General features: G+C 70.7%; 21 protein-coding genes. 8 read left to right on the top strand and 13 right to left on the bottom strand.

What is annotated here, in order from left to right; genetic code table 11:
* Positions 1-26 precede the first annotated feature (26 nt).
* Positions 27-458, bottom strand: a complete 432-nt coding sequence (locus tag E1288_RS19795; RefSeq protein WP_093268627.1) for a roadblock/LC7 domain-containing protein — start codon at positions 456-458, stop codon at positions 27-29.
* Complete coding sequence (locus E1288_RS19790) at positions 455-3,697, bottom strand: sensor histidine kinase (protein WP_235883672.1); 3,243 nt, start codon at positions 3,695-3,697, stop codon at positions 455-457. The genes E1288_RS19795 and E1288_RS19790 overlap by 4 nt, the downstream gene beginning before the upstream one ends.
* 613 nt (positions 3,698-4,310) lie before the next feature.
* On the opposite strand from E1288_RS19790, the gene E1288_RS19785 reads away from it, so the two are divergent.
* The 5 genes from E1288_RS19785 to E1288_RS19765 all read left to right on the top strand — a co-directional run bounded on the left by E1288_RS19785 (position 4,311) and on the right by E1288_RS19765 (position 9,328).
* On the top strand, positions 4,311-5,330 hold the full coding sequence (locus E1288_RS19785; RefSeq protein ID WP_132487197.1) for an ABC transporter substrate-binding protein: 1,020 nt from the start codon (positions 4,311-4,313) through the stop codon (positions 5,328-5,330).
* Positions 5,331-5,833: 503 nt separating this feature from the next.
* Positions 5,834-6,847: an ABC transporter substrate-binding protein gene (locus tag E1288_RS19780; RefSeq protein ID WP_235883671.1), complete on the top strand. Its 1,014-nt coding sequence runs from the start codon at positions 5,834-5,836 to the stop codon at positions 6,845-6,847.
* A 10-nt stretch (positions 6,848-6,857) separates the two neighbouring features.
* Entirely contained in the window at positions 6,858-7,625 is a 768-nt protein-coding gene (locus E1288_RS19775; protein ID WP_132487195.1) for an ABC transporter permease, read from the top strand.
* The gene (locus E1288_RS19770) at positions 7,622-8,422 is read left to right on the top strand and encodes an ABC transporter permease (RefSeq protein WP_132487193.1); all 801 of its coding nucleotides are present in this window, start codon (positions 7,622-7,624) and stop codon (positions 8,420-8,422) included. Before E1288_RS19775 ends, E1288_RS19770 begins: the two co-directional genes overlap by 4 nt.
* A 24-nt stretch (positions 8,423-8,446) precedes the next feature.
* Entirely contained in the window at positions 8,447-9,328 is an 882-nt protein-coding gene (locus tag E1288_RS19765; protein WP_132487266.1) for an ABC transporter ATP-binding protein, read from the top strand.
* A gap of 121 nt (positions 9,329-9,449) precedes the next feature.
* Here the strand turns inward: E1288_RS19765 and mdlC are convergent, their stop codons facing one another.
* From mdlC to E1288_RS19750, 3 genes are all read right to left on the bottom strand, one after another.
* On the bottom strand, positions 9,450-11,045 hold the full coding sequence (gene mdlC / locus E1288_RS19760) for a benzoylformate decarboxylase (protein WP_132487192.1): 1,596 nt from the start codon (positions 11,043-11,045) through the stop codon (positions 9,450-9,452).
* A 95-nt stretch (positions 11,046-11,140) separates the two neighbouring features.
* On the bottom strand, positions 11,141-11,641 hold the full coding sequence (locus E1288_RS19755; protein WP_132487190.1) for an LppU/SCO3897 family protein: 501 nt from the start codon (positions 11,639-11,641) through the stop codon (positions 11,141-11,143).
* Between the two features lie 170 nt (positions 11,642-11,811).
* Entirely contained in the window at positions 11,812-12,555 is a 744-nt protein-coding gene (locus E1288_RS19750; protein WP_132487188.1) for a hypothetical protein, read from the bottom strand.
* 173 nt (positions 12,556-12,728) lie between these two features.
* On the opposite strand from E1288_RS19750, the gene E1288_RS19745 reads away from it, so the two are divergent.
* The 3 genes from E1288_RS19745 to E1288_RS19735 all read left to right on the top strand — a co-directional run bounded on the left by E1288_RS19745 (position 12,729) and on the right by E1288_RS19735 (position 16,444).
* Positions 12,729-14,390 (top strand): DNA repair helicase XPB, encoded by a 1,662-nt coding sequence (locus E1288_RS19745; protein ID WP_132487186.1) that lies wholly within the window; start codon positions 12,729-12,731, stop codon positions 14,388-14,390.
* 254 nt (positions 14,391-14,644) lie between these two features.
* A complete protein-coding gene (locus tag E1288_RS19740) occupies positions 14,645-15,238 on the top strand; it encodes a suppressor of fused domain protein (protein ID WP_132487184.1) in 594 nt (197 codons plus the stop codon).
* 216 nt (positions 15,239-15,454) lie between these two features.
* The gene (locus E1288_RS19735) at positions 15,455-16,444 is read left to right on the top strand and encodes an o-succinylbenzoate synthase (RefSeq protein WP_132487182.1); all 990 of its coding nucleotides are present in this window, start codon (positions 15,455-15,457) and stop codon (positions 16,442-16,444) included.
* 542 nt (positions 16,445-16,986) lie between these two features.
* Here the strand turns inward: E1288_RS19735 and E1288_RS19730 are convergent.
* From E1288_RS19730 to E1288_RS19695, 8 genes are all read right to left on the bottom strand, one after another.
* Positions 16,987-17,754 carry an SRPBCC family protein gene (locus E1288_RS19730; protein WP_132487180.1) on the bottom strand — a complete coding sequence of 256 codons (768 nt, stop codon included), beginning with the start codon at positions 17,752-17,754 and terminating at the stop codon, positions 16,987-16,989.
* Positions 17,755-17,944: 190 nt separating this feature from the next.
* Entirely contained in the window at positions 17,945-18,799 is an 855-nt protein-coding gene (locus tag E1288_RS19725) for an FAD binding domain-containing protein (protein ID WP_132487178.1), read from the bottom strand.
* Positions 18,796-21,228 carry a xanthine dehydrogenase family protein molybdopterin-binding subunit gene (locus tag E1288_RS19720; RefSeq protein WP_132487176.1) on the bottom strand — a complete coding sequence of 811 codons (2,433 nt, stop codon included), beginning with the start codon at positions 21,226-21,228 and terminating at the stop codon, positions 18,796-18,798. The genes E1288_RS19725 and E1288_RS19720 overlap by 4 nt, the downstream gene beginning before the upstream one ends.
* Entirely contained in the window at positions 21,225-21,791 is a 567-nt protein-coding gene (locus E1288_RS19715; RefSeq protein ID WP_132487174.1) for a (2Fe-2S)-binding protein, read from the bottom strand. The genes E1288_RS19720 and E1288_RS19715 overlap by 4 nt, the downstream gene beginning before the upstream one ends.
* A gap of 353 nt (positions 21,792-22,144) precedes the next feature.
* Positions 22,145-23,263, bottom strand: a complete 1,119-nt coding sequence (locus E1288_RS19710; protein WP_132487172.1) for an XdhC family protein — start codon at positions 23,261-23,263, stop codon at positions 22,145-22,147.
* A 95-nt stretch (positions 23,264-23,358) separates the two neighbouring features.
* On the bottom strand, positions 23,359-24,507 hold the full coding sequence (locus tag E1288_RS19705) for a vWA domain-containing protein (protein WP_132487170.1): 1,149 nt from the start codon (positions 24,505-24,507) through the stop codon (positions 23,359-23,361).
* Between the two features lie 83 nt (positions 24,508-24,590).
* Positions 24,591-25,478: an AAA family ATPase gene (locus tag E1288_RS19700; RefSeq protein WP_132487168.1), complete on the bottom strand. Its 888-nt coding sequence runs from the start codon at positions 25,476-25,478 to the stop codon at positions 24,591-24,593.
* Between the two features lie 45 nt (positions 25,479-25,523).
* Positions 25,524-26,102, bottom strand: a complete 579-nt coding sequence (locus tag E1288_RS19695) for a TetR/AcrR family transcriptional regulator (RefSeq protein ID WP_132487166.1) — start codon at positions 26,100-26,102, stop codon at positions 25,524-25,526.
* Positions 26,103-26,105: the final 3 nt, after the last annotated feature.

The following is a 26,105-nucleotide window of genomic DNA, read 5'->3' as shown; positions in this document are numbered from 1 at the left end:
CTCCCCTCAGCGTTCCGCAACCGGACTCACCGGCGAACCATGCCCTGCAGCTGCGCCCGCAGTTCCGGCGTGAGCTGCCGGCCGACCCGCTCCACCAGCAAGGTCATCTCGTAGGCGACCAGGCCGATGTCGGCGTTCGGCGCGGCCAGCACCGCGAGGCAGGAACCGTCGCTGATGGACATCAGGAACAGGTAGCCCTGCTCCATCTCGACCACGGTCTGGGTGACCTCACCGGCTTCGAAACAGCGCGCTGCGCCCTGCGTGAGGCTGACCAGCCCGGAGGCGACAGCGGACAGCTGCTCGGCTCGGTCCCGCGGCAAACCCTGGGACCCAGCCAGCAGCAGGCCATCCGCGGAGACGACCACCGAGTGCGCCACGCCGGGGACGCGACGCACGAAGTCGGTGATCAGCCAGCTGAAGCTGTTGCTGCTCGTCGGTTGCTGCACGGACCCGTTCACTCCTGCTCCTCGGGACGGCTCGGATTCGAGCGGGGTGTTTCGGTGGAAACCGGTTCGGCCTTGGAATGCCTACCGCGTGTGACGCCCTGCTGGAAGTTCGCCATCCGGCCGCGCACGGCGTCTGCCGAACGCGGGGTGGCGGGCTTGCGGCGGGGGGTCTGCGGGGTGCGCGGTGCGGCGGAGCCGGGCACCAGGTTCGTCTTGGGCACGCGCTTGGGCAGCCCGGCGGAGGTGGTCTCCTGGACCTGCTGGGTCTGCAGCAGCGCCTCGGCGGCCCGCCAGCCGTCGTCGGCCGAACCCCAGCCGGGATCCGGGGTCGTGGTGCGCGGCACCTCGTCGACGACGGGTTCTTCCGGCGGGCGGGGCTGCTCCGGCTCGACCGGCGCTTCGGCCGCTACCGGGGCGGCCGGGGTCGCCGGCGCGGCCGGACCGGCCGAAGAATCGTCCACATCGGACTCGCGGAACCACTGCGAGAGCACGGCTTCGTAGATCGGCAGTCGCTGCGTCGGCGCATCGTCCATGTCCCAGGCGGCCCCTCTCGGCTCGTCGTCGGCGAACGCCGGCGCCGGGCCGTCGGTGCCTTCGACCGGGCCGCCCCCTCGGGCCCAGGACGCCGAGGCCGGCTCCTGCCGGGTTCCGTGGTCCGCTGCGCCGTCGGAGTCCGCGGTGCCGAAGAGGCCACCGCCCGAGCCTGATCCGTTCAGTCCGCTGCCGTTGTGCGCGGGATCGGGCGGGAACACGGCCGGCACGAAGTTGGCCGTCTTCTCCGCCTCGAACGGGCTGTGGAACAGGTCCGCCGGTCCGGTGGACTCGGCAGGTGGCCCGCACCGCCCGCCTTGGGAATCCGCGAACTGGTCCCCGGGGCTCTCCTCGCTCGGCCACTCCTCGGCGCGGACGTCGTCGTCCGCGGCCGCCTTCGACGCGTTCTCCCACTCCGGAACGTCGGTGGCGCCGAACGAATCGCCGCTGGACACCGTCACCGAGTACTGGGTCGACAGCTCGGTGTCGTCGACGTCCGGTTCGTCTTCTTCCTGCTGCGGCATCTGCGTGAACGCGGTGGCCTGCTCGATGCCGGCCAGCGACGGCAGCGGCGCGCGCTCGGTGGGCGGGTCGATCCCGCGGTCGGAACCGGCGGCGCGGCCGCCGAAGGCCGCAGCCAGCCCGAGGTGCGTGCCGGTCTCGCTGAACTCCTGGCGCCGCTCCTCGGCGAGCGCCGCGCGCGGCACGTCGGGCATCGGCTTCGGGCCGTCCGGGGTCAGCTGGACGACGAACTCGCCGGCCAGGTGCACCGTCGCGGTGACGCCGCCTTCCAGGTTGTCGTTGTTGTGCAGCTCGACCCGGATGTCGTGGCGCCTGGCCAGCTGCCCGACCACGAACAGACCCATCCGGCGGGACACCGCGACGTCGATCTCCGGCGGCCGGGTGAGCCGGTCGTTGATCTCGTCGATCTCGCTGGCGTCGATGCCCACGCCGCGGTCGCGGATCTCGATGACGAGTTCCTGCCTGCGGTAGGCGGTCCGGACGGTGACCTCGGTGTCCGGGTTGGAGAACACCGTGGCGTTCTCCAGCAGCTCGGCGACCAGGTGCACGAAGTCGTTGACCACGCGGCCCTGGATGGCCAGGTCGGGCGCGTCGACCACGGCGACCCGCGCGTACTGCTCGACCTCGGACACCGCGGCGCCGAGCACCTCGTTGAGCGGCACCGGGCGCATCATCCGGCGGGTCAGGTCGGTGCCGCCGAGGATCAGCAGGTTCTCGTTGTTCCGGCGCATGCGGGTCGCCAGGTGGTCCAGCTCGAACAGGCTGCTCAGCTGGTCCGGGTCCTGCTCGTCCTGCTCCAGCCGGTCGATCAGGGCCAGCTGCCGCTGCACCAGCGTCTGGCTGCGGCGCGCCAGGTTGACGAACAGGTCGTTGACGTTGGTGCGCAGCAGCGCCTGCTCGGCGGCCAGCCGCAGCGCCTGCTGGTGCACCGCGTCGAAGGTGCGGGCCACCTGCCCGATCTCCTCGCTGGAGTGCACGGGCACCGGCGGCACCGTGATCTGGGTCGCGGCGCTCGGGTTATCGTTCACCTTGTCGATCGCTTCGGGCAGGCTCTTCTGCGCGATCTCCAGGGCTCCGTAGCGGAGGGTGCGCAGCGGCCGCAGCATCGAGCGCGCGATGTAGGCCGCGACGCCGAAGGCGACCACCAGCAGCAGCAACAGCAGCGCCGAGTCGCGGACCAGCGACCACCAGGCGGAATCGGCGAGTTCGGTGGCGTCGTCGTGGAAGTCGGTGAGCACCGAGTCCTCCACCGAGCGGACCAGGTCGGTGCGCTTGCCCGACTGCGTGCCCCACTCCAGCGGGTCGATGCCCAGCGACTGCTGCCTGCGGTCGGACGCGATCAGCGCGCTCTGCTCGATCTGCTCCGAGTCGTCCACCTCGGCGCCGGCGACCCGCGCCGCGTAGAGGGCGCGCTGCTCGGGCGTGGCGGCGTTCTCGAACTCCGCGTAGGCGGCCTCGAAGCGGGCGTTCGCGGCGCGGACCGCGTCGGTCTGCCCGGTGAGGAAGCGGTTGAGCATCCCGGCGCTGAGCAGGATCGAGCGCTGCTGGGCCAGCTGCTCCTTGGCCCGGCCGAGCGCTTCGGCGGCCCGGGCGGTCTGGCTGACCTGTGTGTTGACCGCGGAGGTCGCGACCATCCGGTTGATCTGCAGCAGGTTGTCGAGCACCGAGTTGTAGGCGACCAACGTCTGCGGGCCGGTGAACCGGTCGTTGATGGTGGCGCGCAGGGCGCCGAGGCTGCCGAGCCGGTGGGTGGCGCTCTGGTAGGCGTTGCGGACCTCCGGGGAGAAGTCCGCCACCCGGTTGTCGTAGGCCCGGAGCTGCTGGATCGCGGCGTCGACGCGCTGGCCCTGCGCGGCGTAGTCGGCGCCCGCGTTGCCACCGTTGGCGGTGGTGAACACGATCGCGAAGTCGCGCTCGCGCTGCAGTTCGTGGGTCAGGTTCGCGGCCTGCTGGCCGAGTTCGACCTGCTCGACGATGGTGGTCAACCGGGACTGGGTGGCGAGGCCGTCGTACACCCGGATGCCGCCGACGCCGAGCGCGGCCAGGGTCGGGACGAGCAGGACGGCGGCCATCTTGTACCGGAGGCGCCAGTTGCGCAGCCACCACTTCTTGGACCGGCCAGCCGGTTCGGTGGCTGCGTCGGCTCCGGTAGCGGGGTCGTTGTTGAGCATCCCTGTTTCCTGCGCTGCGGCGGACATGTGCGACACCGCCACGGCTAGCTGCCTCTCCGCGCCGCGACAGTGTTGATCCTCGTGCTGGGAACGTGCCCGCGATCCGACGCGGCGGCGCCAGGTACCCACGAGCGGGTCGATGGTTCTCCGGCTCGCGCCGAGTCCCCAACGACCCAGACTCTGTCAGCCCGGCTTGCCATCACACTCCCTGGTCACAACGTGCATCCCCCGAAGCAGAGGCCAGTCACCTCGACGGGCGAGACTATACTTAACTGGCCGTCACAAGTCAGGCCCCTAGAGAGAGAGTTCATCACTCGAAAGAGTGGTATGGACAACACTGGGCCATCCGTGTGACCTGTGCCTAGTTACGCCCAGTTGTCGGGTTTAGTTCAACGTTCTACAGTTCGGGGGCACCCGCACCCCGCCACAGCCCGGGAGACGCACGAACTTCGCACAAGGGCCGAACACCCCCGGCGCACGTTACCGACGGGGCTCGCCCGATCCGTGGCTCAGTCCACTGTGCACCAACGCTTCTCCCGGACCTCCCGCGGGGTGAACTTCGCGCCGTCTCGGCACAGCTGCGCCACCGACACCCACCGCAGCCGCCGCTCCACGTCGCGCCCGATGCAAGGAGGAACAGATGAGCCCCGCCCTCGCCCACCGATCCCTGCCACGCAGGAGTCTGCTGAGGCTCGCCGGCGGAGCCGTCACCGCCGGTGCGCTGCTGGGCACGAGCGGTTGCGGGCTCCTCGGTGGATCGCAGTCGGAAAGCGGCGGCAACGAGCTGGTGGAGAAGGCGAACCTGCGCGTCGGCGCCCTGCCGATCAACGACCTCGCCCCGCTGCACCTGGCCGTCCGCAACGGCTACTTCCAGCAGGAGGGCCTGACGGTCGAGATCGTCACCGCCCCGGACGGCAGCGCCGCGCTGAACAGCACCATCGGCGGCGACTACGACATCACCTACAGCAGCTACGTGCCGTTCTTCCAGGCGCAGGCCAAGGGCATCGCGGACCTGAAGATCGTCGCGGACTGCGCGTCGGCCACGCCGAACACGACCGTGATCATGACCTCGCAGAACTCCAGGGTCCACACGCCGCAGGACCTGGCGAACAAGAAGATCGCGATCAGCGGCCCCAACACCATCACCGAGCTGCTGGTCAAGGCCACCATGTCCGCCCACGGCGTGGACTACGGCAAGGTGCAGCTGGCGCCGATCCCGTTCATCAACATGCCCGCCGCGCTGCAGCAGGGCCAGGTCGACGCCGCCATCGTCACCGAGCCCTTCCTCACCCTGGCCGCCCGCAACAGCGGCGCCGTGCCGGTGGTGGACACCGCCACCGGTCCGCTGGAGGACCTGCCGCTGACCGGCTACGGGGCGACCGCGAAGTTCTGCCAGGAGAACCCCAAGACCATCGCGGCGTTCCAGCGGGCCATGGACCGCGCCGTCGCCGAGGCACAGGACCGCAGCAAGATCGAGCCGCTGCTGCCGGAATTCGCCAAGATCGACCAGGAGACCGCGGCGATCATCACACTGCTGAAGTTCAACTCGCGCGCCGACGCCACCCGCCTGCAGCGGGTGCCGCGCCTGATGAAGGACTTCGGCTTCATCACCGCCGACCTGGACGTCGCCAGCATGATCGCGACGCCGCCGCAGGCCTGACGTTCTCGCTGGTCACGCCGACCGTGTGCGCTTTGTGTCGCGATAGCAGCACAAAACGCGCACGGCCGGCGGACCCGGCGGAGCGCGCCGTTGGTCCAGACGACATTCCGCGTTCGCTCGAATTGCCCAGCGCTATTCAGCTCACCGTCACAATTCGCTCCCAGCCTTGAGCCGAGTGGCGTGAATCACCCAACGCTTGTGAGTGAGTCGTGACAACGAGCTAATTACGCCTGGTTGTCGCATGTGGTCCGACCTTCTACAGTTCGGGACACCAAGACCCGCCACCGCACCGGGAGAAAACGACGCACCGCCGCCGGACGCGGCACCACCGCGCCCGGAGTCGCTGCTCACCCGCTCTTCCTCCCGGGTCACCATCGCGACGAAACCGGCCACCCCGCACCAGAAACACCCCGTGGCAGTGGAATCGACGCCGACCCGTACCGCTCCCGGCGCAGGGCACAACGGAACACCGCGCACCGCACCCCGATGCCAGGAGGATCCAGATGAGTTCCCTTCCCCGCGCCCTTCCCCGCCGCAACCTGTTGAAACTCGCCGGCGGGATGGTCACGGCAGGCGCCCTGATGGGCACCAGCGGTTGCGGACTCCTGGGCGGTTCGGAGGAGCAGAAGGGCGGCAACGCGCAGGTGGAGAAGGCGCACCTGCGGATCGGCGGGCTGCCCACCAGCGAACTCGCGCCGCTGCACCTGGCGGCGAAGAACGGCCACTTCCAGCGGGAGGGCCTCACCGTCGAGATCATCAACGCGCCCGACGGCGCCACCGCGCTGAACAGCACCATCGGCGGCGACTACGACATCACCTTCAGCAGCTACGTGCCCATCTTCGCCGCCCAGGCCAAGGGCATCGCGCAGCTGAAGATCGTCGCGGACTGCGCGTCGAGCACGCCGAACACCTGCATGATCATGGCTTCGCAGAACTCCAACGTGCGCATGCCGCAGGACCTGGCCGACAAGCGGATCGCGATCAGCGGCGGCGGCACCATCTCCGAACTCCTGGTCAAGGCCTCGATGAAGGCCAACGGCGTGGACTACGAAGGCGTCCAGTGGATGCCGCTGGGGTTCATCAACATGCCCAACGCGCTGCGCACCAACCAGGTCGACGCGGCGTTCGTGGTCGAGCCGTTCCTGACGCTGTCCGCCCGCGACGCGGGCGCCGTCCCGGTGGTGGACACCGTCACCGGACCGCTGGAGGACCTGCCGCTGGGCGGCTACGTGTCGGCGGCCAAGTTCGCCGACGAGAACCCCAAGACCGTGGCGGCGTTCCAGCGGGCCATGGACTCCGCCGTCTCCGAGGCGCAGGACCGCAGCAAGATCGAACCGCTGCTTCCCGAATTCGCCAAGATCGACAAGGAGACTGCGGCGATCATCACGCTGCTGAAGATGAATTCCCGCGCCGACGCCACCCGCTTGCAGCGCATTCCGCGGCTGATGCTGGAATTCGGTTACATCGACAAGGAAATCGACGTGGCGAGCATGATCTTCGCGCCGCCGCAGAGCTGAACTCGGGGAAATGACGAAAACACTCCGGGGATTGGTCGGTCTGGTGGGCTTCCTGGTTCTGTGGGAAGCCTTCAGCCGTTCCGAAATCGTCCCCCAGCAATACTTTCCGCCACCGTCCACAGTGCTCGCCCAGTTCGCCGAACTGCTCGGCGATAGCGGCTTCCTGCTCGACCTGATCGCCACCGTGCTGGCCTGGGCGATCGCGCTGGGCATCTCCATCGCCATCGCGGTCCCCGCCGGGCTGCTGCTCGGCAGCGTCCGCTGGGTCCGGGTCGCCACCCGGGCGATCATCGAGTTCCTCCGGCCGATCCCGTCGGTGGCGCTGATCCCGCTGGCGATCGTGCTGGTCGGCGCCGGGCCGGAAACCAAGATCACGCTCGCGGTCTACGCCGCGGTGTGGCCGATCCTGTTCAACACCATCTACGCGTTGGACGAGATCGACCCGGTGATGGTGGACACCGCGCGCTCCTTCGGGCTGGGCCGGGCCCGGATCATGTTCACGGTGGCGCTGCCGAACGCGGCGCCGTTCGTGCTCACCGGCATCCGGATGTCCGCCGCGGTGGCACTGATCCTGGTGGTCAGCACCGAGTTCCTGGCCGGCGGCGGCAGCGGCCTCGGCAGCTTCGTGCTCGACGCGAGCACCGGCGCCGGGCGGATGGACCTGGTGCTGGCCGGGACGCTGGTGGCGGGGATCGTCGGCTACCTCATCAACGAGGTGCTGGAACAGGTGCACAAGCGCGGCCTCCGGTGGAGCGCGGTCGATCGGGAGGCGGCGTGATCAAGATGCGCGGATTCCTGCAGCGCTGGGTGGTCTTCATCGGTGCGATCGTGGCCTGGGAGCTGCTCACCCGCGCCGCGCAGAGCCCGTTCTTCCCGCCCCCGACGACGATCGTCGGCACGGCCGCGGAGAAGTGGTTCAGCGGGCCGGCGTCGTCGCTGTTCCTGACCGACGAGGCGTTCTCCGACCTGCTGGCCAGCCTCGGGCGGATCGCCGCGGGCTGGCTCATCGCCGTGGTGCTCGGCGTCGCGCTGGGCACCCTGCTCGGCCGTTCCCGCACCGCGCTGGACTACTTCGGGCCGCTGATGGCGTTCATGCGGGCCATCCCGCCGCCGGTGCTGGTGCCGGTCTTCCTGGTGCTGCTGGGCATCGGCACGCAGATGCAGATCACCGTGATCGTCTTCGGCGTGATGTGGCCGATCCTGCTGAACACCGTCGACGGCGTCCGCTCCGTCGACCAGGTCAAGGTGGACACCGCCCGGTCGTTCCGCATCCCGCGCGCGCACTGGATCTTCGGCGTGGTGCTGCCCGCGGCGACGCCGAAGATCTTCGCCGGGCTGCGGGTGAGCCTGTCGCTGGCGCTGGTGCTGATGGTCGTCTCGGAGCTCGTCGGCTCCACCAACGGCATCGGCTACCGGCTGATGTTCGACCAGCGGCAGTTCGACTTCCCCGCGATGTGGGCCGGCATCGTGCTGCTGGGCATCCTCGGATACCTGCTCAACACCCTGCTGCTCGTGGTGGAGCGCCGCGCGCTGAGCTGGCAACCCTCGCAGGCGCACCAAGTAGTCGGAGGCTGAACTTCCATGACCGAAACCAAGATCATGCTCGACGTCTCCGGGCTCGGGCACCGCTACGGCGGCGCGAACGGCCACCAGGCCATCGCCGACCTGACGTTCCAGGTGCGCACCGGCGAACTCGCCTGCATCGTCGGCCCGTCCGGCTGCGGCAAGTCCACCATGCTGCGTTCCATCTCCGGCCTGATCAAGCCGAGCGCCGGCGACGTCAAGCTGGGCGGCAACCCGGTGAACGGCGTGCCGGAGGACCTGGCCGTCGTGTTCCAGGACTACAGCCGGTCGCTGTTCCCCTGGCTGTCGGTGCGGTCCAACGTCGAATTCCCGCTGCGCTCCAGGGGATTGAGCAAGGCGGAGCGGCGCAGCCGGGCCGACGAGGTGCTCGAATGGGTCGGCCTGAGCGCCGCGGCCAAGAAGTACCCGTGGCAGCTCTCCGGCGGCATGCAGCAGCGCGTGTCGATCGCCCGGGCGCTGGCCTGCCGGCCGGCGCTGCTGCTGATGGACGAGCCGTTCGCCTCGGTGGACGCCCAGACCCGCTTCGAGCTGGAAGACCTGCTGCTGCGGGTCCGCAAGCAGTTCGACAGCACGGTCCTGCTGGTCACCCACGACATCGACGAGAGCATCTACCTGGCGGACCGGGTCTTCGTGCTCTCGAAGTCCCCGGCGTCGATCGTGGCGGACCTGGAGATCCCGCTCGGCGACGAGCGCGACCAGATCACCACCCGCGAGTCGGAGACGTTCGTCCACCTCCGCAGCGAGGTGGCCCGCCTCCTCGACGTTCGCAGCGCCCACGCCCCGGCGAAGGGCGATGCCGCCCCGGCGAAGTCCGATGTGGACGACGCGGAGTCCACTGCGAAGCAGTGGGCCGAGGCCGAGAAGGCGGAGGCCGAGAGGGCCGACGCCCGGAACTGACACAGCACGCGCGAAGGGCGCCTCCCGCCGATCCTCTCGGCAGGAGGCGCCCTTCCCGTTTCAGCCAAGGCCGGTCAGTCCGATGTGGACCGGCGGGTTCCGTGGCCCGTGAGCAGGCGGATCAGTACAGGTAGCGCTGGCCCGGGTCGACCTTGACGTGCAGCAGGGTCGGGCCGGCCTTGCCCGCGAACTCCTCGGCGAGCGCCGCGTCGAGCTCCTCCGGCGTCCGCACCAGCTTCGACGGGCAGCCCAGGCTGGTCGCCAGCGCGCCGAAGTCGATGCCGCCGAGCTCCACGCCCGGCAGCTTGTCGCCGCCCGCCGCCTCGCCCAGCACCGCCACCGCCGCGTACCGCGAGTTGTCCATGATCACGAACGTGACCGGCGCCTGCTCGCGGACCGCCGTCCACACCGACTGGATCCCGTACATGCTGGAGCCGTCGCCGATCAGCGCGACCGTGCGCCGCGACGGGTCGGCCATCGCCACCCCGACCGCCGCGCCGATGCCGTACCCGAGCGCGCCGGAGAACCCGGTGAAGAACCCGCCGTCGGTGGACCGGATCGGGAAGTGCTCGTGCAGGTCGTTGCGGTGGCTGGGAGTTTCCTCCACGACGGCCGCGTCCGCGGGCAGCGCCCCGGCGATCGCGTCGAAGACGTAGGCGGCGGTCATCGGCGTCGACGCGGCCGGCTTGGCCGGTCGCGCGTAGCCCGCCGGCGCGCTCCGCTGCTGCGCCTCGACCTGGCCGTTGACCTGCCGCACCGAGTGCGCCAGCGTGCCCAGCACGCCGCTACCCCACCGCGCCCTGGCTAGCACGTCCGGGTCGTCGTGCACCAGGAAGATCTCGGGCAGTTCGGCTTCGTTCTCGCCGCGGTACACGTGGTAGGTGAAAGCCGGCGCGCCCCACACGACTACGAGGTCGTGCTTGGCGAGCTCCTCGCCGAGCAACCGCTGCTCGGGCTGCAGGAACCCGGCGAACTGCGGGTGGTCCTCGGGGAACGAGCAGCGCGGCGACATCGGCGCCACGTAGACCGCCGCCCGCGTCTTCTCCGCCAGCTCCACCAGCTCCGCGACCACGCCGTCAGCGTCCACCGCCGGGCCGACGACGAACGCGGGACGCTCGCAGCCGCGCAGCGCCTCGGCCAGGCCGGCGACGGCGGCCGGGTCCGGGGCGAAGCCGGGAGTGCGCGGGCGGGCGGTCACCGGCACGCCGGGCTGGTCCCAGTCGTCGGCCGGGATCGACACGAACACCGGGCCGTACGGCGGGGTCGTCGCCAGCTGGTGGGCGCGCACCAGAGCCGCAGGCACGTCCTCGGCGCGGGCCGGTTCGTAGCTCCACTTCACGTACGGCTTCGGGAAGGTCGCGGCGTCGGTGGCGCCGAGGAACGGCTCGTCGAACATCAGGGTGCGGGTCTGCTGCCCGGCCGTGATGATCATCGGCGTCCGGTTGCGGTAGGCGGTGAAGATCGCGCCCAGCGCGTGCCCCACGCCGCCCGCGGAGTGCAGGTTGACCAGCACCGGTTCCCGGCGGGACTGCGCGTAGCCGTCGGCCATCGCGACCACCACGGATTCCTGCAGGCCCAACACGTAGCGGAAATCGTCCGGCCATCCGGTCAGGAACGGCACCTCGGTCGTACCCGGGTTGCCGAACACGGTCGTCAGCCCGAGTTCCCGCATCAAACCCCGGGTGATGTCACGGACCGTACGGTCCTCGCTGCGCATCGAAGCCCTCCCTCATCGTGCGGACAACCCCGCTCACCTGCGAGGTTGCCCCGACACGACATCACATCGAGGGCCGCCGAACCAGATCGTCTTTGTCACTGTGCGGAAGGACCGGTGCACACCGTTCGCGCCGGTTCCGGATAAACGGTGCTCCGGACCGTCCCGGGCGGGCACGCCGCCGAGCCGGTGGTGTCCGACGCCACGCCGGTGACGCGCTCGTTCGCGCCGGGCTCGTCGCAGCGCGCCTTGGTCTCGATGCCTGCCGCCGGAACGCGCAGGCAGTCGCCGACCGCCACGTCCGGCACCAGGCACAACCGCAGCCCGCTGTCGCGGCTGATCGTGGCGTACCCCGGTCGGCACGACTCGGAGACCTCGGCGATCAGGAAGTCGGACTCGGCGCTGCCGCAGTCGGCATGCCGCCAGTCGGGATCCGCCGTGCCGACGCCGGTGATGTCCACGCAGTCCCCGGCCTCGGCCCGCTCGCCGCCGAGGGTGAAGTAGGCGCCGATGACGATGGCGAATCCGATGGCGAGCACGCCGACGTAGGCGACGCGACCGACCACCTTCCCGGCCCGGCTGCGCGGCGGATGGCTCATGGATCCCTCCGGAAACGATCTAGCCGCGCAAACCTAGCCGAAATCGCGGTCCGACCACCGCCGATCAGCACAAACGGCCCGATTTAGCCTGGTTTCGGGATGGGTTTGCATAGCGGTGCGAGTGGCGGAATCCGGGGTCGTGAGCGCACAACGGCGCTCACGACCGATCACTACTGCACGTTGCCGAAGCAGACGGTGCGCTTCTGGAAGACGTAGTAGCCCTCACCCTCGGCGCACGCGGTCTTCGGGTCGGTGCTGTCGGCGACCTTGGTCACCTGGTCCTCGGCCGTGCTGCAGTCGATCTTCAGCGGCACGCTGTCCTCCGCGTCGTTGAAGTCCGTCAGGCAGTCGCCCTGCTTGACGTCCAGCTCGATGCAGTAGGTCTTGCCGCCGACGACGTTGGTGTAGTCGTCGAGGCAGAGGCTCCGGTTGTTGCCCTCCACGACGTCGATGATCTTGTAGTCCGAGTCCGTGGAACCGCAGTCCGCGGCGTTCATCTCGCCGCCCTTCTCGCTGACCAGCGAGACGCAGCTACCGGCCTCGAACGTGCTGCCCGAGCTCTCCGTGGTGCGCTCGGTGCTTCGTTCGGTGGTGCGCGTGGTGCTGCGTTCGGTGCTGGGCTCGGTGGTCGGGCCGGCTTCGGTCCGGCCGCCGCCGCTGTTGACCGCCAGCAGGATGATCGTCACCACGATGCCGATGACCACCACCGCGCCGGCGCTGACCAGGCCGATGATCAGGCCGGTGCGGCTCTTCTTCGGCGGCATCGAAGGCGGCTGGCTGCCCGCGACGTGGCGCCAGAAGTCGTCCGAGGCGTTCGGCGGCGGGTACTGGCCCTGCGGGTACGACCCGTGGCCCGGCTGCGATCCGTACGGACCGGACTGCGATCCGTACGGATCCTGCGGTGGATAACTCACTGCTCCTCCGATTTTTGTGCGCAATGAGCAATTTAGCCGAGCCCACTCGGCCGCTAGTGCCCGAACGGGTGATAAAGACGACGGTGGAATACTGGGTGCGGAGTCCGGCCGCCGCCACCGGCACCGCTGATCACCTGCTAAGAAGCCGTCCGACCCGAGGGAGCTGCGCACCCGTGACCGACGGACCCCTGATCGTCCAGTCCGACAAGACCCTGCTGCTGGAGGTCGACCACGACCTCGCCGACGACGCCCGCACGTCCATCGCGCCGTTCGCCGAGCTGGAACGCGCCCCGGAGCACGTGCACACCTACCGCATCACGCCGCTCGCGCTGTGGAACGCGCGCGCCGCCGGGCACGATGCGGAACAGGTAGTGGACGGCCTGGTGCGCTTCTCGCGCTACCCGGTGCCGCAACCGCTGCTGGTGGACATCGTCGAGACGATGGGCCGCTTCGGCCGCCTGCAGCTGGTCAACGATCCGGCGCACGGCCTGGTGCTGAACTCGCTGGACCGCGCGGTGCTGGAAGAGATCCTGCGGCACAAGAAGATCGCGCCGATGCTGGGCGCGCGCATCGACGACGACACCGTGGTGGTGCACCCCAGCGAGCGCGGGCGGCTGAAGCAGATGCTGCTGAAGGTCGGCTGGCCCGCCGAGGACCTGGCCGGCTACGTCGACGGCGAGGCGCATCCGATCGCACTGCAGCAGGACGGCTGGACGCTGCGCGACTACCAGCAGCAGGCCGTGCAGTCGTTCTGGGCCGGTGGCTCGGGCGTCGTGGTGCTGCCCTGCGGCGCGGGCAAGACGCTGGTCGGCGCGGCGGCGATGGCCGAGGCGCAGGCGACGACGTTGATCCTGGTCACCAACACCGTCGCCGGGCGGCAGTGGAAGCGCGAGCTGATCGAGCGGACCTCGCTGACCGAGGAGGAGATCGGCGAGTACTCCGGGGAGAAGAAGGAGATCCGGCCGGTCACCATCGCGACCTACCAGGTGATCACCCGCCGCTCCAAGGGCGAGTACAAGCACCTGGAGCTGTTCGACTCCCGCGACTGGGGGCTGGTGGTCTACGACGAGGTTCACCTGCTGCCCGCGCCGGTGTTCCGGATGACCGCCGACCTGCAGTCCCGGCGGCGCCTCGGGCTCACCGCGACGCTGGTCCGCGAGGACGGCCGGGAGGGCGACGTGTTCTCCCTGATCGGGCCGAAGCGCTACGACGCGCCGTGGAAGGACATCGAGGCGCAGGGCTGGATCGCGCCCGCCGAGTGCATCGAGGTCCGGGTGACGCTGACCGACAACGAGCGGCTGGAGTACGCGACGGCCGATTCCGACGAGCGCTACAAGATGTGCTCGACGGCGCGCACCAAGGCCCCGGTGGTAAAGGCGATCCTGGATCGGCACCCGGGCGAGCCCGCCCTGGTCATCGGCGCGTACCTGGACCAGCTGCACGAGCTGGGCGAGGCGCTGGACGCGCCGATCGTGGAAGGCTCGACGAAGAACAAGGAGCGCGAGGAGCTGTTCGACGCCTTCCGGCGCGGCGAGATCAGCCGGCTCGTGGTGTCGAAGGTCGCGAACTTCTCCATCGACCTGCCGGAGGCGTCGGTCGCCGTGCAGGTGTCCGGGACGTTCGGGTCGCGGCAGGAGGAGGCGCAGCGGCTCGGCCGGCTGCTGCGGCCGAAGGCCGACCGCAAGCAGGCGCACTTCTACTCGGTGGTGTCGCGGGACACCCTGGACACCGACTACGCGGCACACCGGCAGCGCTTCCTCGCCGAGCAGGGCTACGCGTACAAGATCGTCGACGCCGACGATCTGCTCGGGCCGGCGATCCCGGACGTCGGGTGACGACAATTGGGGGACACACCCGGTCGGCTGTCATCCAAAAGTGTCCGAGTTCGGCCCCGCAGCGGCTACCGTTGCGATGAACGCACGCAGCACCCGAATCGCAGGTCGCCCCGGGTCCGGGGTGCGCGGGCGCCAGGAGGAACGCAGGTGCGGGTGTCCCGCAAGATGCTGGAGGCGTCATGAGCGAAGCTTCGCCATTCCTCGCTCATGCGAGCCGGTCTGACGCGGGTGTCGAGCAAGGTACTGGAGATCGGATGGCCACCGAGCAGGAACGCGCGGCGATGGGCGGCGCGCACCGGTTCGTCGGACTCGCGGAAAGCCTGGAACGCCATGCCGGGACGCCGACCGGCGCCGAACCGCCGAACGCGCACGGCACCAACCGCGGCTACGGCCTGGTGTTCTTCCACCTGCAGAAGTACCATCTGACCACGGTGATCAGCACCGGACTGCGGTTTCAGCCGCTGGGCGCCGAACCGGCCCAGGAACTCGCGTGCACCGTCTACAAGGAGCAGGCCGAAGCCGCCCGGCACCTGGTCGACCTCACCGCCGGTCTGCTGGTGCAGCAGCGCACCCACCTGGTGCCGGACCAGATCGTGCCGAACGAGCAGCCGCTGCTGCCGGGCACCGAGTTCCACGGGGTGCTGGCCAGCGGTCACCCGCTGTTCCCGCCGGAGTTCACCAGGTTCACCGACCCGGACGGGGTCGAGCAGCTGCAGGTGTTCACGCTGCTCCCGGTCACCCTCGGCGAGCTGAACTACATCCTGGACAACGGCGTCACCTCGCTGCGCCAGCAGTGGGCCCGGTTCGAGGTGGACGTCTTCGACCTCGGCCGCCCCAGCGTGGTCTGAGAAGAGCGCAATTTCCATTGAAATGGGACCTTCGATTTCAATGGAAATTGAAGCCCGTCGGCGTGTCGGGCCACGACACGCCGGTGGGTGTGGACAACTTCCGCAATTTCAATGGAAATCGGACCTCTGATTTCCATTGAAGTTGCGGCGTCACCGGACGGCGGTGGCGGTGTGCCTTGATGCGCGGTGACGGCGACGGGCTGAAAGGATCAGGCCATGGACTTGGCGACGATCGACCTGGCGGAGTTGGACGCGGTTCGGGTGTACGCGTTGCCCATGCGCAACAAGTTCCGGGGCGTCACGGTGCGGCGCGGAGTCCTGCTGAGCGGCCCGGCCGGCTGGGGCGAGTTCTGCCCGTTCGAGGACTACGACGACGCCCAGTCGGTGCCGTGGCTCCGAGCCGCGCTGGAGGCGTGCACCGAGGAGTGGCCGGAGCCGGTGCGCGACCGCATCCCGGTCAACTGCACGGTGCCCGCGGTGCCGGCGGAGAAGGCGGCGGCGATCGTCGCGGCGTCCGGCTGCGGCACGGCGAAGGTCAAGATCGCCGAGCCCGGCCAGTCCCCCGGCGACGACGTCGAGCGCGTGGCGGCGGTCCGCGACGCGCTGGGGCCCGGCGGCGCGATCCGGGTGGACGCGAACGCGGCCTGGGACGTCGACACGGCGGTCACCCGAATCCGCGAGCTGGACAAGGCCGCGGAAGGCCTGGAATACGCGGAACAGCCGTGCCCGACGATCGACGAGCTGGCCGCGGTCCGCCGCCGCGTGGACGTCCGGATCGCGGCCGACGAGAGCATCCGCCGCGCCGAAGACCCGCTCCGCGTGGCGGTCGCCGGAGCGGCCGACGTGGCGATCATCAAGGCCACGCCGCTGGGCGGCGTCCGCCGCGCGCTGCGCGTCGCCGAGGCCTGCGGCCTGCCCTGCGTCGTGTCCTCCGCAGTGGAGACCAGCGTCGGCCTCGCCGCGCAGCTCGCCCTGGCGGGCTCGCTGCCCGAGCTCCCCTTCGCCTGCGGCCTGGGCACGGTGGCGCTGCTCGACGGCGACGTCGTCGCCGACTCGCTGCTTCCCGTGGACGGCCAACTGCCGGTGCTCCGCCGTCCGCCGGAGCCGGATCCCGCGCTCGTCGCGGCGGCTACGCCGACCGCCGACGTGCAGCGCTACTGGCTCGACCGGCTCCGCCGGGTCCACGACCTGCTCGCGCACCCCTAGCCTTCGGCTGCGCGGGCGACGCCCAGGTTCAGAGGTCGTTCCCGAATGGTTCCGCCCGACTGATCCACAGTCGCCAGGTACCTGACACAGGTGGCGATTTCGCGCGAAATCGCCACCTGCCAGGCGTGGCGAACGGCGATTTCGCGCGAAATCGCCGCCCCGCCCCCGCGTGGAGTGCTGATTTCGCGTGTGGCCTCAGGAGGGGTTGCGCCCACCCCTGGAGACCAAGCGGAAATCAGCGCCCTGCGCTCCAGATAGCCACGTCCCGCGCGTGCCCGCGCACCATTCTGAAACGGCCCCCTGGACAAAGTCGGAAAGCACGGATCCGGGCGGAAGCGCCATCCGGATTCGGGTGAACCTGGTGTTCAGTGGAGTGGTTCCGATTTTAGGCAAAATCGGGACCACTCCACCCACCTCCTTGGCGTTTTCGCAGCTCTTGAAGGCTTCGGGCATTCGACCAAAGTGGAGGAATCCGGGCAGGCTCGCGCACAGGAAAGGATGCGGCCGCCACCTGGGGCGAGCCCTGATGACGGCCGGGTGGGTCAGCGGCGGCGACGCCGACGGCGAATGATGCGGAACGCGAAGCCGAGGACCACCACCGCCACCGCGACCGGGGCCAGGCGCTTGAGCAGCGGTGCTCCCGCCGTGCCGAGGAGGTCGATGGCCTCGTCCGCCGGTGCCGCGCCGCCGGTCACGACCGCGTCCGCCTTGCGCGCCGGTTCTTCCTTCGCCGTGCTGGTGAACGCCGTGTCGTGGCTACCCGCCGGCGTGACCCGCCAGCTGGCCTTCTCGTCCGCCGAAGTCGCCGCAGCGCCGGAAGCCGCGGGGGCTTCCGCCTCGGCCTCCTCGGCCGGTGCCGCCGGTTCCTCCTCGGTGAGCCGCTTCGCGAGGTTCGCCGCGAACTGGTTCAGGATCTTGCCGCCGACCTCGGAGATCAGGCCGCGGCCGAGCTGCGCCGGCTTGCCCGTGACCTTCAGGTCGGTGTCCACCGTGACCGCGGTGGTGTCGCCTTCGGGCGTGAGCACCGCGGCGACCGTCGCGGCGGCGGTGCCGCTGCCGCGCGAGTCCTTGCCGCTGGCGTCGATGACCACCCGGCGGGCGGCCTCGTCGACGTCCTTGAAGGTTCCGGTGCCCTTGTAGAGCAGCGTGACCGGGCCGAGCTTGACCTTGACGGAGCCGGCGAACTCGTTGCCCTCTGCCTTGGTGAGCGTGGCGCCGGGCATGCACGGGGCGACCCGCTCCGGGTCGAGCAGCGCCTTCCACGCCACGTCGACCGGCACCGGAACGCTGAACTGGTGCTGCATCTGCACTGGAGGGTCCTCCTGGTTCGACCTAGCTCGGCTCGAATGAGCCGTCCTTCCTGAAGAAGCTGCGTTTCACAGTCCAACACCAGCTTCCCAGCCGCAGCGGCCGTCCGATACCCCATTCGGATCATCGGGGCCGGACGCCGAGCGGGGCGGCGGTCTCGCGCGAAACCGCCGCCCCGCACCGCGCGACCGCCTAGCCTCCTGCCGCGGCAAGCACCGCGCGACCGGTGAGCACCTCGGCGAGGTGCTCGCGGTAGTCGACGTCGGCGCTGGCGTCGGCCGCCGGGCTGGTGCCCTCGGTGGCGTGCCGGGCCGCCGCCCGGACCGCCTCCGCCGTGGCCGGCTGGCCGACTAGGGCCTGCTCGACGCCGCGCGCCCGGATCGGCGTCGGGCCCATGTTGGTCAGCCCGATGCGGGCCTCGGCGATCGTCCCGCCGGACACCCGCACCGCGGCGGCCACGCCGACGATCGACCAGGCCTGGGCGACGCGGTTGAACTTCTCATAGTGCGCGCTCCACCCCGTCCACTTGGGCATCCGCACCTCGACCAGCAGTTCGTCGGGTTCCAGCGCGGTGGTGAAGTAGTCGACGAAGAACTCCGCCGCCGGCACCACGCGCCGTCCGGACGGCCCGGCCAGCACCATCTCGGCGTCCAGCACCAGCGCCGGGGCCGGCAGGTCCCCGGCCGGGTCGGCGTGCGCCAGCGAGCCGCCGAGGGTGCCGCGGTGGCGGACCTGCGGGTCGGCGACGGTGCGGGTGGTCAGCGCGAGCAGCTTCGCGTGCTGCTGCACCAGCGGATCGCGCAGGACGTCGTGGTGCGTGGTCATCGCGCCGATGACCAGCGCGTCGCCGTCCTCGCGCACGCCGCTGAGCTCGGCGATGCGGCCGAGGTCGACGACCGTTCCCGGGTCGGCCAGCCGCATCCGCAGCACCGGTAGGAGGCTCTGCCCGCCGGCCATCACCTTGGCGTCCTCGCCGGCCTCGGAGAGCGCGACGACCGCCTCCTCCACTGTGGGGGGTGCGATGTATTCGAACTGCGCGGGAATCACGGGTTTCCTCCCTGTGCGTCCATCGAGCCGAGCCCGCCGCCGGCTTCCGGCGCGGTGGCGCCGCTTTCGCGGGCACCGGTCACGGCCCGCCACACCCGCTGCGGCGAGCACGGCATCTCCACGTCGTTCACGCCCATCGGCCGCAGGGCGTCCACGATCGCGTTCACCACCGCCGGGGTCGAGGCGATGGTGCCCGCCTCGCCGACGCCCTTGACGCCCAGTGCGTTGGACGTCGCGCGGGTTTCGGTGCGGTCGGTAACGAACTCCGGCAGGTCGGCCGCCGACGGGATCAGGTAGTCGGCCAGCGTCCCGGTGGTCAGCGTGCCGGTCTCGTCGTAGACGGCCTCCTCGTACAGCGCCTGCGCGATGCCCTGGGCGAGCCCGCCGTGCACCTGGCCCTCGACGATCAGCGGGTTGATCACGCTGCCGATGTCGTCGACGCACACGTACTTGCGGATCTCGACCCGCCCGGTCTCGGTGTCCACTTCGGTCGCGCACAGGTGGGTGCCGTGCGGGAACGAGAAGTTCTCCGGATCGAACGTCGCTTCGGCGTCCAGGTTCGGTTCCACGCCGTCCGGCAGGTCGTGCGCGGCGAACGCGGCGAGCGCGACCTCGGCCAGCGCGGTGCCCCGGTCGGTGCCGCGGACCCCGAACCGCCCGGAGGCGAACTCGACGTCGTCCTCGGCGCATTCCAGCAGGTGCGCCGCGATCTTCTTGGCCTTCTCGACGACCTTGTCCGCGGCGCTGACGACCGCCATGCCGCCGACGGTCAGCGACCGCGACCCGTAGGTGTCCATGCCCTTGGGCGCGACCTGGGTGTCGCCGTGCAGCACCTCGACGTCCTCGAACGCGACGCCGAGCCGGTCGGCCACGATCTGGCTCCACGCCGTCTCGTGCCCCTGCCCGTGCGGCGAGGAACCCGTGACGACCTCCACCTTCCCGGTCGGCAGCACCCGGATCGACGCGTGCTCCCAGCCGCCCGCGCCGTAGGACAGCGAGCCCAGCACCCGCGACGGCGCCAGCCCGCACATCTCGGTGAACGTCGAGATGCCGATGCCCAGCTGGACAGGATCGCCGGAGCGCCGCCGCTCCTCCTGCTCCGCGCGCAGGGCCTGGTAGCCGAACAGCTCCATCGCCTTGTCGGTGGCGGCCTCGTAGTTGCCGGAGTCGTAGGTCAGCCCGGCGACCGTGTCGTACGGGAACTCCTCGTGCGCGATCCAGTTCTTGCGCCGCAGTTCCATCGGGTCCATGCCGAGCTCGTTGGCGAGCTCGTCCACCATCCGCTCGATCGCGAACGTCGCCTCCGGCCGCCCGGCGCCGCGGTAGGCGTCGGTCGGCGTCTTGTTGGTGAACACGTTGGTGCAGGTGAAGTGGTAGGCAGGGATCTTGTAGATCGAGTTGAACATGAACGCGCCGAGGATCGGGATGCCCGGCGTCACCAGCCGCAGGTAGGCGCCCATGTCGGCGAGCAGCTCCACCTTCAGCCCGGTGATCCTGCCGTCGCGGGTCGCCGACATCGACAGCTTCTGGATCTGGTCGCGGCCGTGGTGCGCGGAAACCATCGTCTCCGAACGGGATTCGGTCCACTTCACCGGCCGGCCCAGCCTGCGGGCGAGCACGAAGGTGATGAACTCCTCCGGCGTCACCTGGAGCTTGCCGCCGAACCCGCCGCCCACGTCCGGCGCGATGACCCGGATCTTCTGCTCCGGCACGCCGAGCGACATCGCCAGCATCAGCCGCAGGATGTGCGGCACCTGGGTGGCCGACCACATGGTGATCTGCTCGCCGGTGGGGTCGACGACCACCGAACGCGGCTCCATGAACGCGGGGATCAACCGCTGCTGCCGGAACGTGCGGTCGATGCGGACCTCCGCGCCGCTCAGCGCCTGCTCGACGTCGCCGCCGGTGCCGGCCTCGGCCGAGTCGAACGTCCAGGTCGCGTTGCGGTTGGTGCCCAGTTCGTCGTGCACCAGCGGCGACTCCGCCTGCAGCGCCGATTCCATGTCGAGCACGACCGGCAGTTCGTCGTAGTCGATGTCGATGGCGTCCAGCGCGTCGCGCGCCTCGGCCGCGCTGCGAGCCGCCACCACCGCCACCGCTTCACCGGCGAAGCGCACCTCGTCCACGGCGATCGGGGGTGCCGCCGGGGCATTCATGTCCTCGGTGATCGGCCATGCGCACGGCAGGCTGCCCTGCTCGTCGGCGATGTCCCGGCCGGTGATCACCGCCTGCACACCCGGCATCCGGCGCGCCTCGTCGGTGTTGATGGACGTGATCCGGGCGTGCGCGACGGGGCTGCGCAGTATCGCCAGGTGCAGCGTGCCCGTCGGCGCCAGGTTGTCGGTCCAGCGGGTGCGGCCGGTGATCAGCCGCGCGTCCTCCTTGCGCTTGCGGGCGCGCCCCAGTTCGGGTTCCAGGACCGATGTCATGACTGCCGACCTCCCTTCACCTTCGTCTCGACCTGCTCGTCGGCGGGAGTTCGCGGTACCGGGGTGTCTTCGGTGTGCTCCACGGCCGGACCGGCGCCGGGCTGCATGCGCTGCGACGCGTCGCGGACCGCGCGGATGATGTTCTGGTACCCGGTGCAGCGGCAGAGGTTGCCCTCCATGCCTTCCCGGATCTGCTGGTCGTCGGGGTCGTTCACCTCGGCGAGCAGGTCGAGCGCCTGCATGATCATCCCGGGGGTGCAGAACCCGCACTGGAGGGCGTGGTTGTCGTGGAACGCCTGCTGCACGGGGTGCAGCCGGCCGTCCTGGGCGAGGCCCTCGACGGTCGTGACGTCGTGCCCGTCGGCCTGCACCGCAAGCACCGAGCACGATTTCACGCTGTGGCCGTCCATGTGGACGGTGCACGCGCCGCAGTTGCTGGTGTCGCAACCGACGACGGTGCCTACCTTGCCGAGACGTTCGCGGAGGTACTGGACGAGCAGCATGCGCGGCTCGACCTCATCGGTGTAGTGGGTGCCGTCGACGTTGACGGTGATGCGCGGCATTTGGGCGGCCTCCTCGGAGGAACTGGCCCGCGGTGCGCGGACGGTCGGGAACGGACTGCTCCGCCTGGGTGACGGAGGTCACTCCGAGAGCCTGCTACGCCGATCGAACACGAGCAAGCGCTGAAAGCGTTGTCCCCGGACTCGCGCTCCGTAACGGGGCGCGGCGACTCCTACGAGGGCCACACGGCCCTCGCTCCTCGCCCAGCACGGCCCCTACCGCGCCCCGGGGGCCGGTCCGTCCGCAATTTCAATGGAAATCGAAGGTCCGATTTCCATTGAAATTGCGGAAGTTGTCCACAGCCGGAGCCGGTTTTCCACAGCCGTCGGCGTGTCGTGGCGCCGACGGCACGTGCTCACGAGTGGTGGTGGATCGGCCCCTCGACGTCGGAGAGCCGCACCCCGCGGCCGCCCCAGCGCAGCGCGATCAGCTCGGCCGCGATCGACACCGCCGTCTCCTCCGGGGTCCGCGCGCCCAGGTCCAGGCCGATCGGCGAGGACAGCTTCGCGAGCTCCGCCTCGCTGAGGCCCTGCTCGCGGAGCCGCCGCAGCCGGTCCTCGTGGGTGCGCCGGGAGCCCATCGCGCCGACGTAGCCGAGGTCCTGCCGCAGCGCCGCCTCCAGCACCGGCACGTCGAACTTCGGGTCGTGGGTGAGCACCATGACCGCGGTGCGCTCGTCGATCCGCCCGGCCTCCGCCTCGGCCGCCAGGTAGCGGTGCGGCCAGTCGACCACCACGTCGTCCACGCCCGGGAACCGGCTGTGCGTGGCGAACACCGGCCGCGCGTCGCAGACCGTGACCCGGTAACCGAGGAAAGCGCCCATCCGGGCCATCGCGGCGGCGAAGTCGATCGCGCCGAACACCAGCATCCGCGGCGGCGGCTCGAAGGAGTTCACGAACACCCTCAGCCCCTCGCCCCGCCGCTGCCCCTCCGGGCCGTACTCGATGACGCCGCTGCGGCCGCTGGCCAGCATGCCACGCGCGTCGTCGACGACCGCGTCGTCGATCCGCGTCGACCCGAGGCTGCCGCTGGTGCGCTCGCGCCACACCAGCAGGTGCGAGCCGACCTTCGACTCCTCGGGGTGCTCCAGGACGGTCGCGACGGCGACCGGCTCCTCCGCGCGGACCGAGGAGGCGACGGCGTCGAGCTCCGGGAAGGTCTCGCGGTCCACCCTCTCCACGAAGACGTCGAGGATCCCGCCGCAGGTCAAGCCGACCGCGAACGCGTCGTCGTCGCTGACGCCGTAGCGCCGCAGGACAGGATCGGCGCCTTCCAGGACGCCGGTGGCCTCCTCGTAGACCGCGCCCTCGACGCAGCCGCCGGAAACGCTGCCGACCGCCTCGCCGCCGGCGGTCACCAGCATCGACGCCCCAGGCGGCCGCGGGGCCGACCGGAACGTCGCGACCACGGTGCCCAGCCCGACGGCCTCGCCCGACTCCCACCGCTTGGTCAACTCGTCCAGCACGTCACGCACAGCGCACCTCCGCTTCCTCAGCGCCTCCCGGCGCCGCACACCTTCCACCGGGCCCCAGGGCGGGACGAGCGACCTGCTCACCGCGCCGGGCCCGGTCAGCTCTGCCCGAAAACCGCACTTCGCTCCTCCGGCGCCGGCCCCGGCTGGGACAACCGGCGCACCCACGACCACACGTCCTCCAGCGAGCGCAGGCTGTGCCCCGCCACCATCCGGTCAACGTGCGGCAGGGCCGCGACAATCCCGGACTGCACCGGTTGGTACCCGTCGTGCCCCGCGTGCGGGTTGGCCCAGACCACCGCCCGCGCCAGGCGCCGCAACCGGCGCATCTGCTCGCCCAGCTCCGCCGAGTCGCCGCGCTCCCAGCCGTCGGAGAACAACACGACGACGGAACCCCGCGCGATGCCCCGCTGCCCCCAGCGGTCCAGGAAGACCCGCAACGTCTCGCCGAGCCTGGTGCCGCCGGAGAAATCCGGCACGGCGCGGGAAGCCGCCAGCAGAGCGGCCTCCGGATCGCGCTGCCGGAGCTGCCGGCTCACCCGGGTCATGCGGGTGCCCAGCGTGAAGACCTCGGTGCTGGCGGGCGAACGCCGCACCACGACGTGCGCGAAGCGCATCAGCGCATCAGCGTACGGGCTCATCGAACCCGAGACGTCGATCAGCAGCACCACCCGGCGCGGCCGCCGAGAACGCTTCTGGCGGCGCAACCGCAACGGCTCGCCGCCAGAGCGCAGCAGCTCGCGGAGCGTCGCGCGCGAACTGAGCGCGCCGCGCTTGCTTCGTCGATGCCGCAGAGCGGGCCGCGTCGGCGGCTCGGGGCGCAGCACCGCCAGCATGCGCCGCAGCTGCTCGCGCTCCGCCGTACCGAGCTCCGCGAGGTCGCGACGGCGGAGCACCTCCGCGTCGCTGGCGGCGGCGGCAAGCGGCTTGTCCGCGTCGCCGTCTTGGTCGCCGCCATCGGCCGCGGAGAGCGCAGCGATCCGCGCCGGACGCGGCAGCGGACGGCCCGGCGACTCGGCGGACAGCGCAGCGCCGCCGAACCAGCTGCCGAAGGCAGCGTCGTAGCGGGGCACATCGTCCGGCTCGGAGCACAGCGTCAGCCGGCCGGCCCAGTAGACCGCGGAGCGGTCGAGGCCGACGTGCTCGGTGGCGGCGAGGAAGGCCTGGACCCGGGTGGGGCCGCAGGCCATCCCGGAGTGCCGCAGGGCGCGGGCGAAGCCGACCAGACCGGTCGCAGTGCGCTCCATCGCCCCCTCCTCAACGTTCGGTTCCGGTGGTCCGCAATTTCCATTGAAATCGAAGGTTCGATTTCAATGGAAATTGCGGACGGTCACGGCGCCACGATGCCCGCGGCGCGGACCCGTTCGGCGTCCTCGCGGTACTTCAGCACCGCTCCCAGCGTGGTCGCGGCGGTCTCCGTGTCCAGTTCGTCCTGGTCGAGCGCCTGCAACGCCTGCGCCCAGTCCAGCGCCTCCGCCACGCCCGGCGGCTTCAGCAGCTCCATCTGCCGCATCCGCTGCACCGCCGCGGCCACCTGCTCCGCCAGCCGGGCGTCCAGCCCCGGCAGGCGGCGCCGCAGGATCGCGACCTCCCGCTCCAGGCCCGGATGCTCCAGCCAGTGGTAGAGGCAGCGGCGCTTCAGCGCGTCGTGCACCTCTCGGGTCCGGTTGGACGTCAGGATCACGATCGGCGGCTGCTGCGCCCGCACCACTCCGAACTCCGGAATGGTCACCGCGTATTCCGACAGCACCTCCAGCAGGAACGCCTCGAACTCGTCGTCGGCGCGGTCGATCTCGTCGACCAGCAGCACGCAAGGCGACTCCTGCAACGCGCGCAGCAGCGGCCTCGCCAGCAGGAACCTCGGGGTGTACAGCGAGGATTCGGCGGCGTCGGCGTCCAGCTCGCCGCCGGAGGCCGCCTCCAGCGTGCGCAGGTGCAGCAGCTGGCGCGGGAAGTCCCAGTCGTAGAGGGCCTGCGCGGCGTCGATGCCCTCGTGGCACTGCAACCGGATCAGGTCGACCCCGAGCGCCGCGGCCAACGCCTGCGCCAGCGCCGTCTTGCCGGTGCCGGGCTCGCCCTCGCACAGCAGCGGGCGACGCATCCGCATCGCCAGGAACGCCGCCGTCGCGATGCCCTCGTCGGGCAGGTACCCGGTGTTGTCCAGCGCCGTCGCGACCTCGGCCGGGGACTTCATGTCGAGCGCGTCATCCACCGCCATGCCGCCGAGCGTATTCGAACCACCGGCCCGAAGGCGATCATCCGATCATCCGGCAAGCAGGGCCCGAACCGCGTCGCTCGCTGTGCCAACCTCCAAGGCGGGGATCGGCTCGCCGCGCACCAAGTACCGCCGGACCACGGCGTAGGGCAGGTCGACCACCGCGAGCCGGACGCGGGACCGCCCGCGCTCGTCGGTCTTCCCGAGCCGCCGAGCCAGGTCGGCCAGGGCCTGCTCCAGCTGCGCGTTGCCCGCGGCCAAGCGTTTTCGGGCCGCTTCGGGCCACTCCGCCAGGCCGAAGTCCCCGGGCCCGGCGAGCAGCACCCTCGCCTCGTCCGGGTGCTCGCGGCACCACTCGACCGCGTGGCGCGCCATCGCGACGGCGGCGTCCTGCGGCGAGCCGTCGAGCGCCGCGAAGACCCCTTCCTGGAACCGGGTCACGGTGCGCAGCCACAGCGCCGACAGCAGCGCGATCCGGTCCGGGAAGCGGTGGTAGACCGAGCCGCTCGGGGCGCCAGCCGCCCGCGCGACCGCGGCCATCGTCACCCCTCGCGGCCCGGTTTCGGCGGCGAGCGCGACGGCGGCGTCGAGGAGTCGGTCGGCATCGTGCCGGGCAGGCCTACCCATGTA

Origin of the sequence: Saccharopolyspora elongata, assembly GCF_004348985.1 — a bacterium.
Lineage (GTDB): Bacteria > Actinomycetota > Actinomycetes > Mycobacteriales > Pseudonocardiaceae > Saccharopolyspora > Saccharopolyspora elongata.
This window is presented reverse-complemented; position numbering and strand designations above follow the sequence as displayed.

What these genes read in the sequence shown, in the direction of transcription:
- E1288_RS19735 (WP_132487182.1), top strand. Translation starts at nt 15,455, where the DNA reads ATGGACTTGGCGACGATCGACCTGGCGGAGTTGGACGCGGTTCGGGTG.
- E1288_RS19775 (WP_132487195.1), top strand. Translation starts at nt 6,858, where the DNA reads ATGACGAAAACACTCCGGGGATTGGTCGGTCTGGTGGGCTTCCTGGTT.
- mdlC (WP_132487192.1), bottom strand. Translation starts at nt 11,045, where the DNA reads ATGCGCAGCGAGGACCGTACGGTCCGTGACATCACCCGGGGTTTGATG.
- E1288_RS19790 (WP_235883672.1), bottom strand. Translation starts at nt 3,697, where the DNA reads ATGTCCGCCGCAGCGCAGGAAACAGGGATGCTCAACAACGACCCCGCT.
- E1288_RS19755 (WP_132487190.1), bottom strand. Translation starts at nt 11,641, where the DNA reads ATGAGCCATCCGCCGCGCAGCCGGGCCGGGAAGGTGGTCGGTCGCGTC.
- E1288_RS19765 (WP_132487266.1), top strand. Translation starts at nt 8,447, where the DNA reads ATGCTCGACGTCTCCGGGCTCGGGCACCGCTACGGCGGCGCGAACGGC.
- E1288_RS19695 (WP_132487166.1), bottom strand. Translation starts at nt 26,102, where the DNA reads ATGGGTAGGCCTGCCCGGCACGATGCCGACCGACTCCTCGACGCCGCC.
- E1288_RS19700 (WP_132487168.1), bottom strand. Translation starts at nt 25,478, where the DNA reads ATGGCGGTGGATGACGCGCTCGACATGAAGTCCCCGGCCGAGGTCGCG.
- E1288_RS19780 (WP_235883671.1), top strand. Translation starts at nt 5,834, where the DNA reads ATGAGTTCCCTTCCCCGCGCCCTTCCCCGCCGCAACCTGTTGAAACTC.
- E1288_RS19720 (WP_132487176.1), bottom strand. Translation starts at nt 21,228, where the DNA reads ATGACATCGGTCCTGGAACCCGAACTGGGGCGCGCCCGCAAGCGCAAG.
- E1288_RS19705 (WP_132487170.1), bottom strand. Translation starts at nt 24,507, where the DNA reads ATGGAGCGCACTGCGACCGGTCTGGTCGGCTTCGCCCGCGCCCTGCGG.
- E1288_RS19785 (WP_132487197.1), top strand. Translation starts at nt 4,311, where the DNA reads ATGAGCCCCGCCCTCGCCCACCGATCCCTGCCACGCAGGAGTCTGCTG.
- E1288_RS19715 (WP_132487174.1), bottom strand. Translation starts at nt 21,791, where the DNA reads ATGCCGCGCATCACCGTCAACGTCGACGGCACCCACTACACCGATGAG.
- E1288_RS19740 (WP_132487184.1), top strand. Translation starts at nt 14,645, where the DNA reads ATGGCCACCGAGCAGGAACGCGCGGCGATGGGCGGCGCGCACCGGTTC.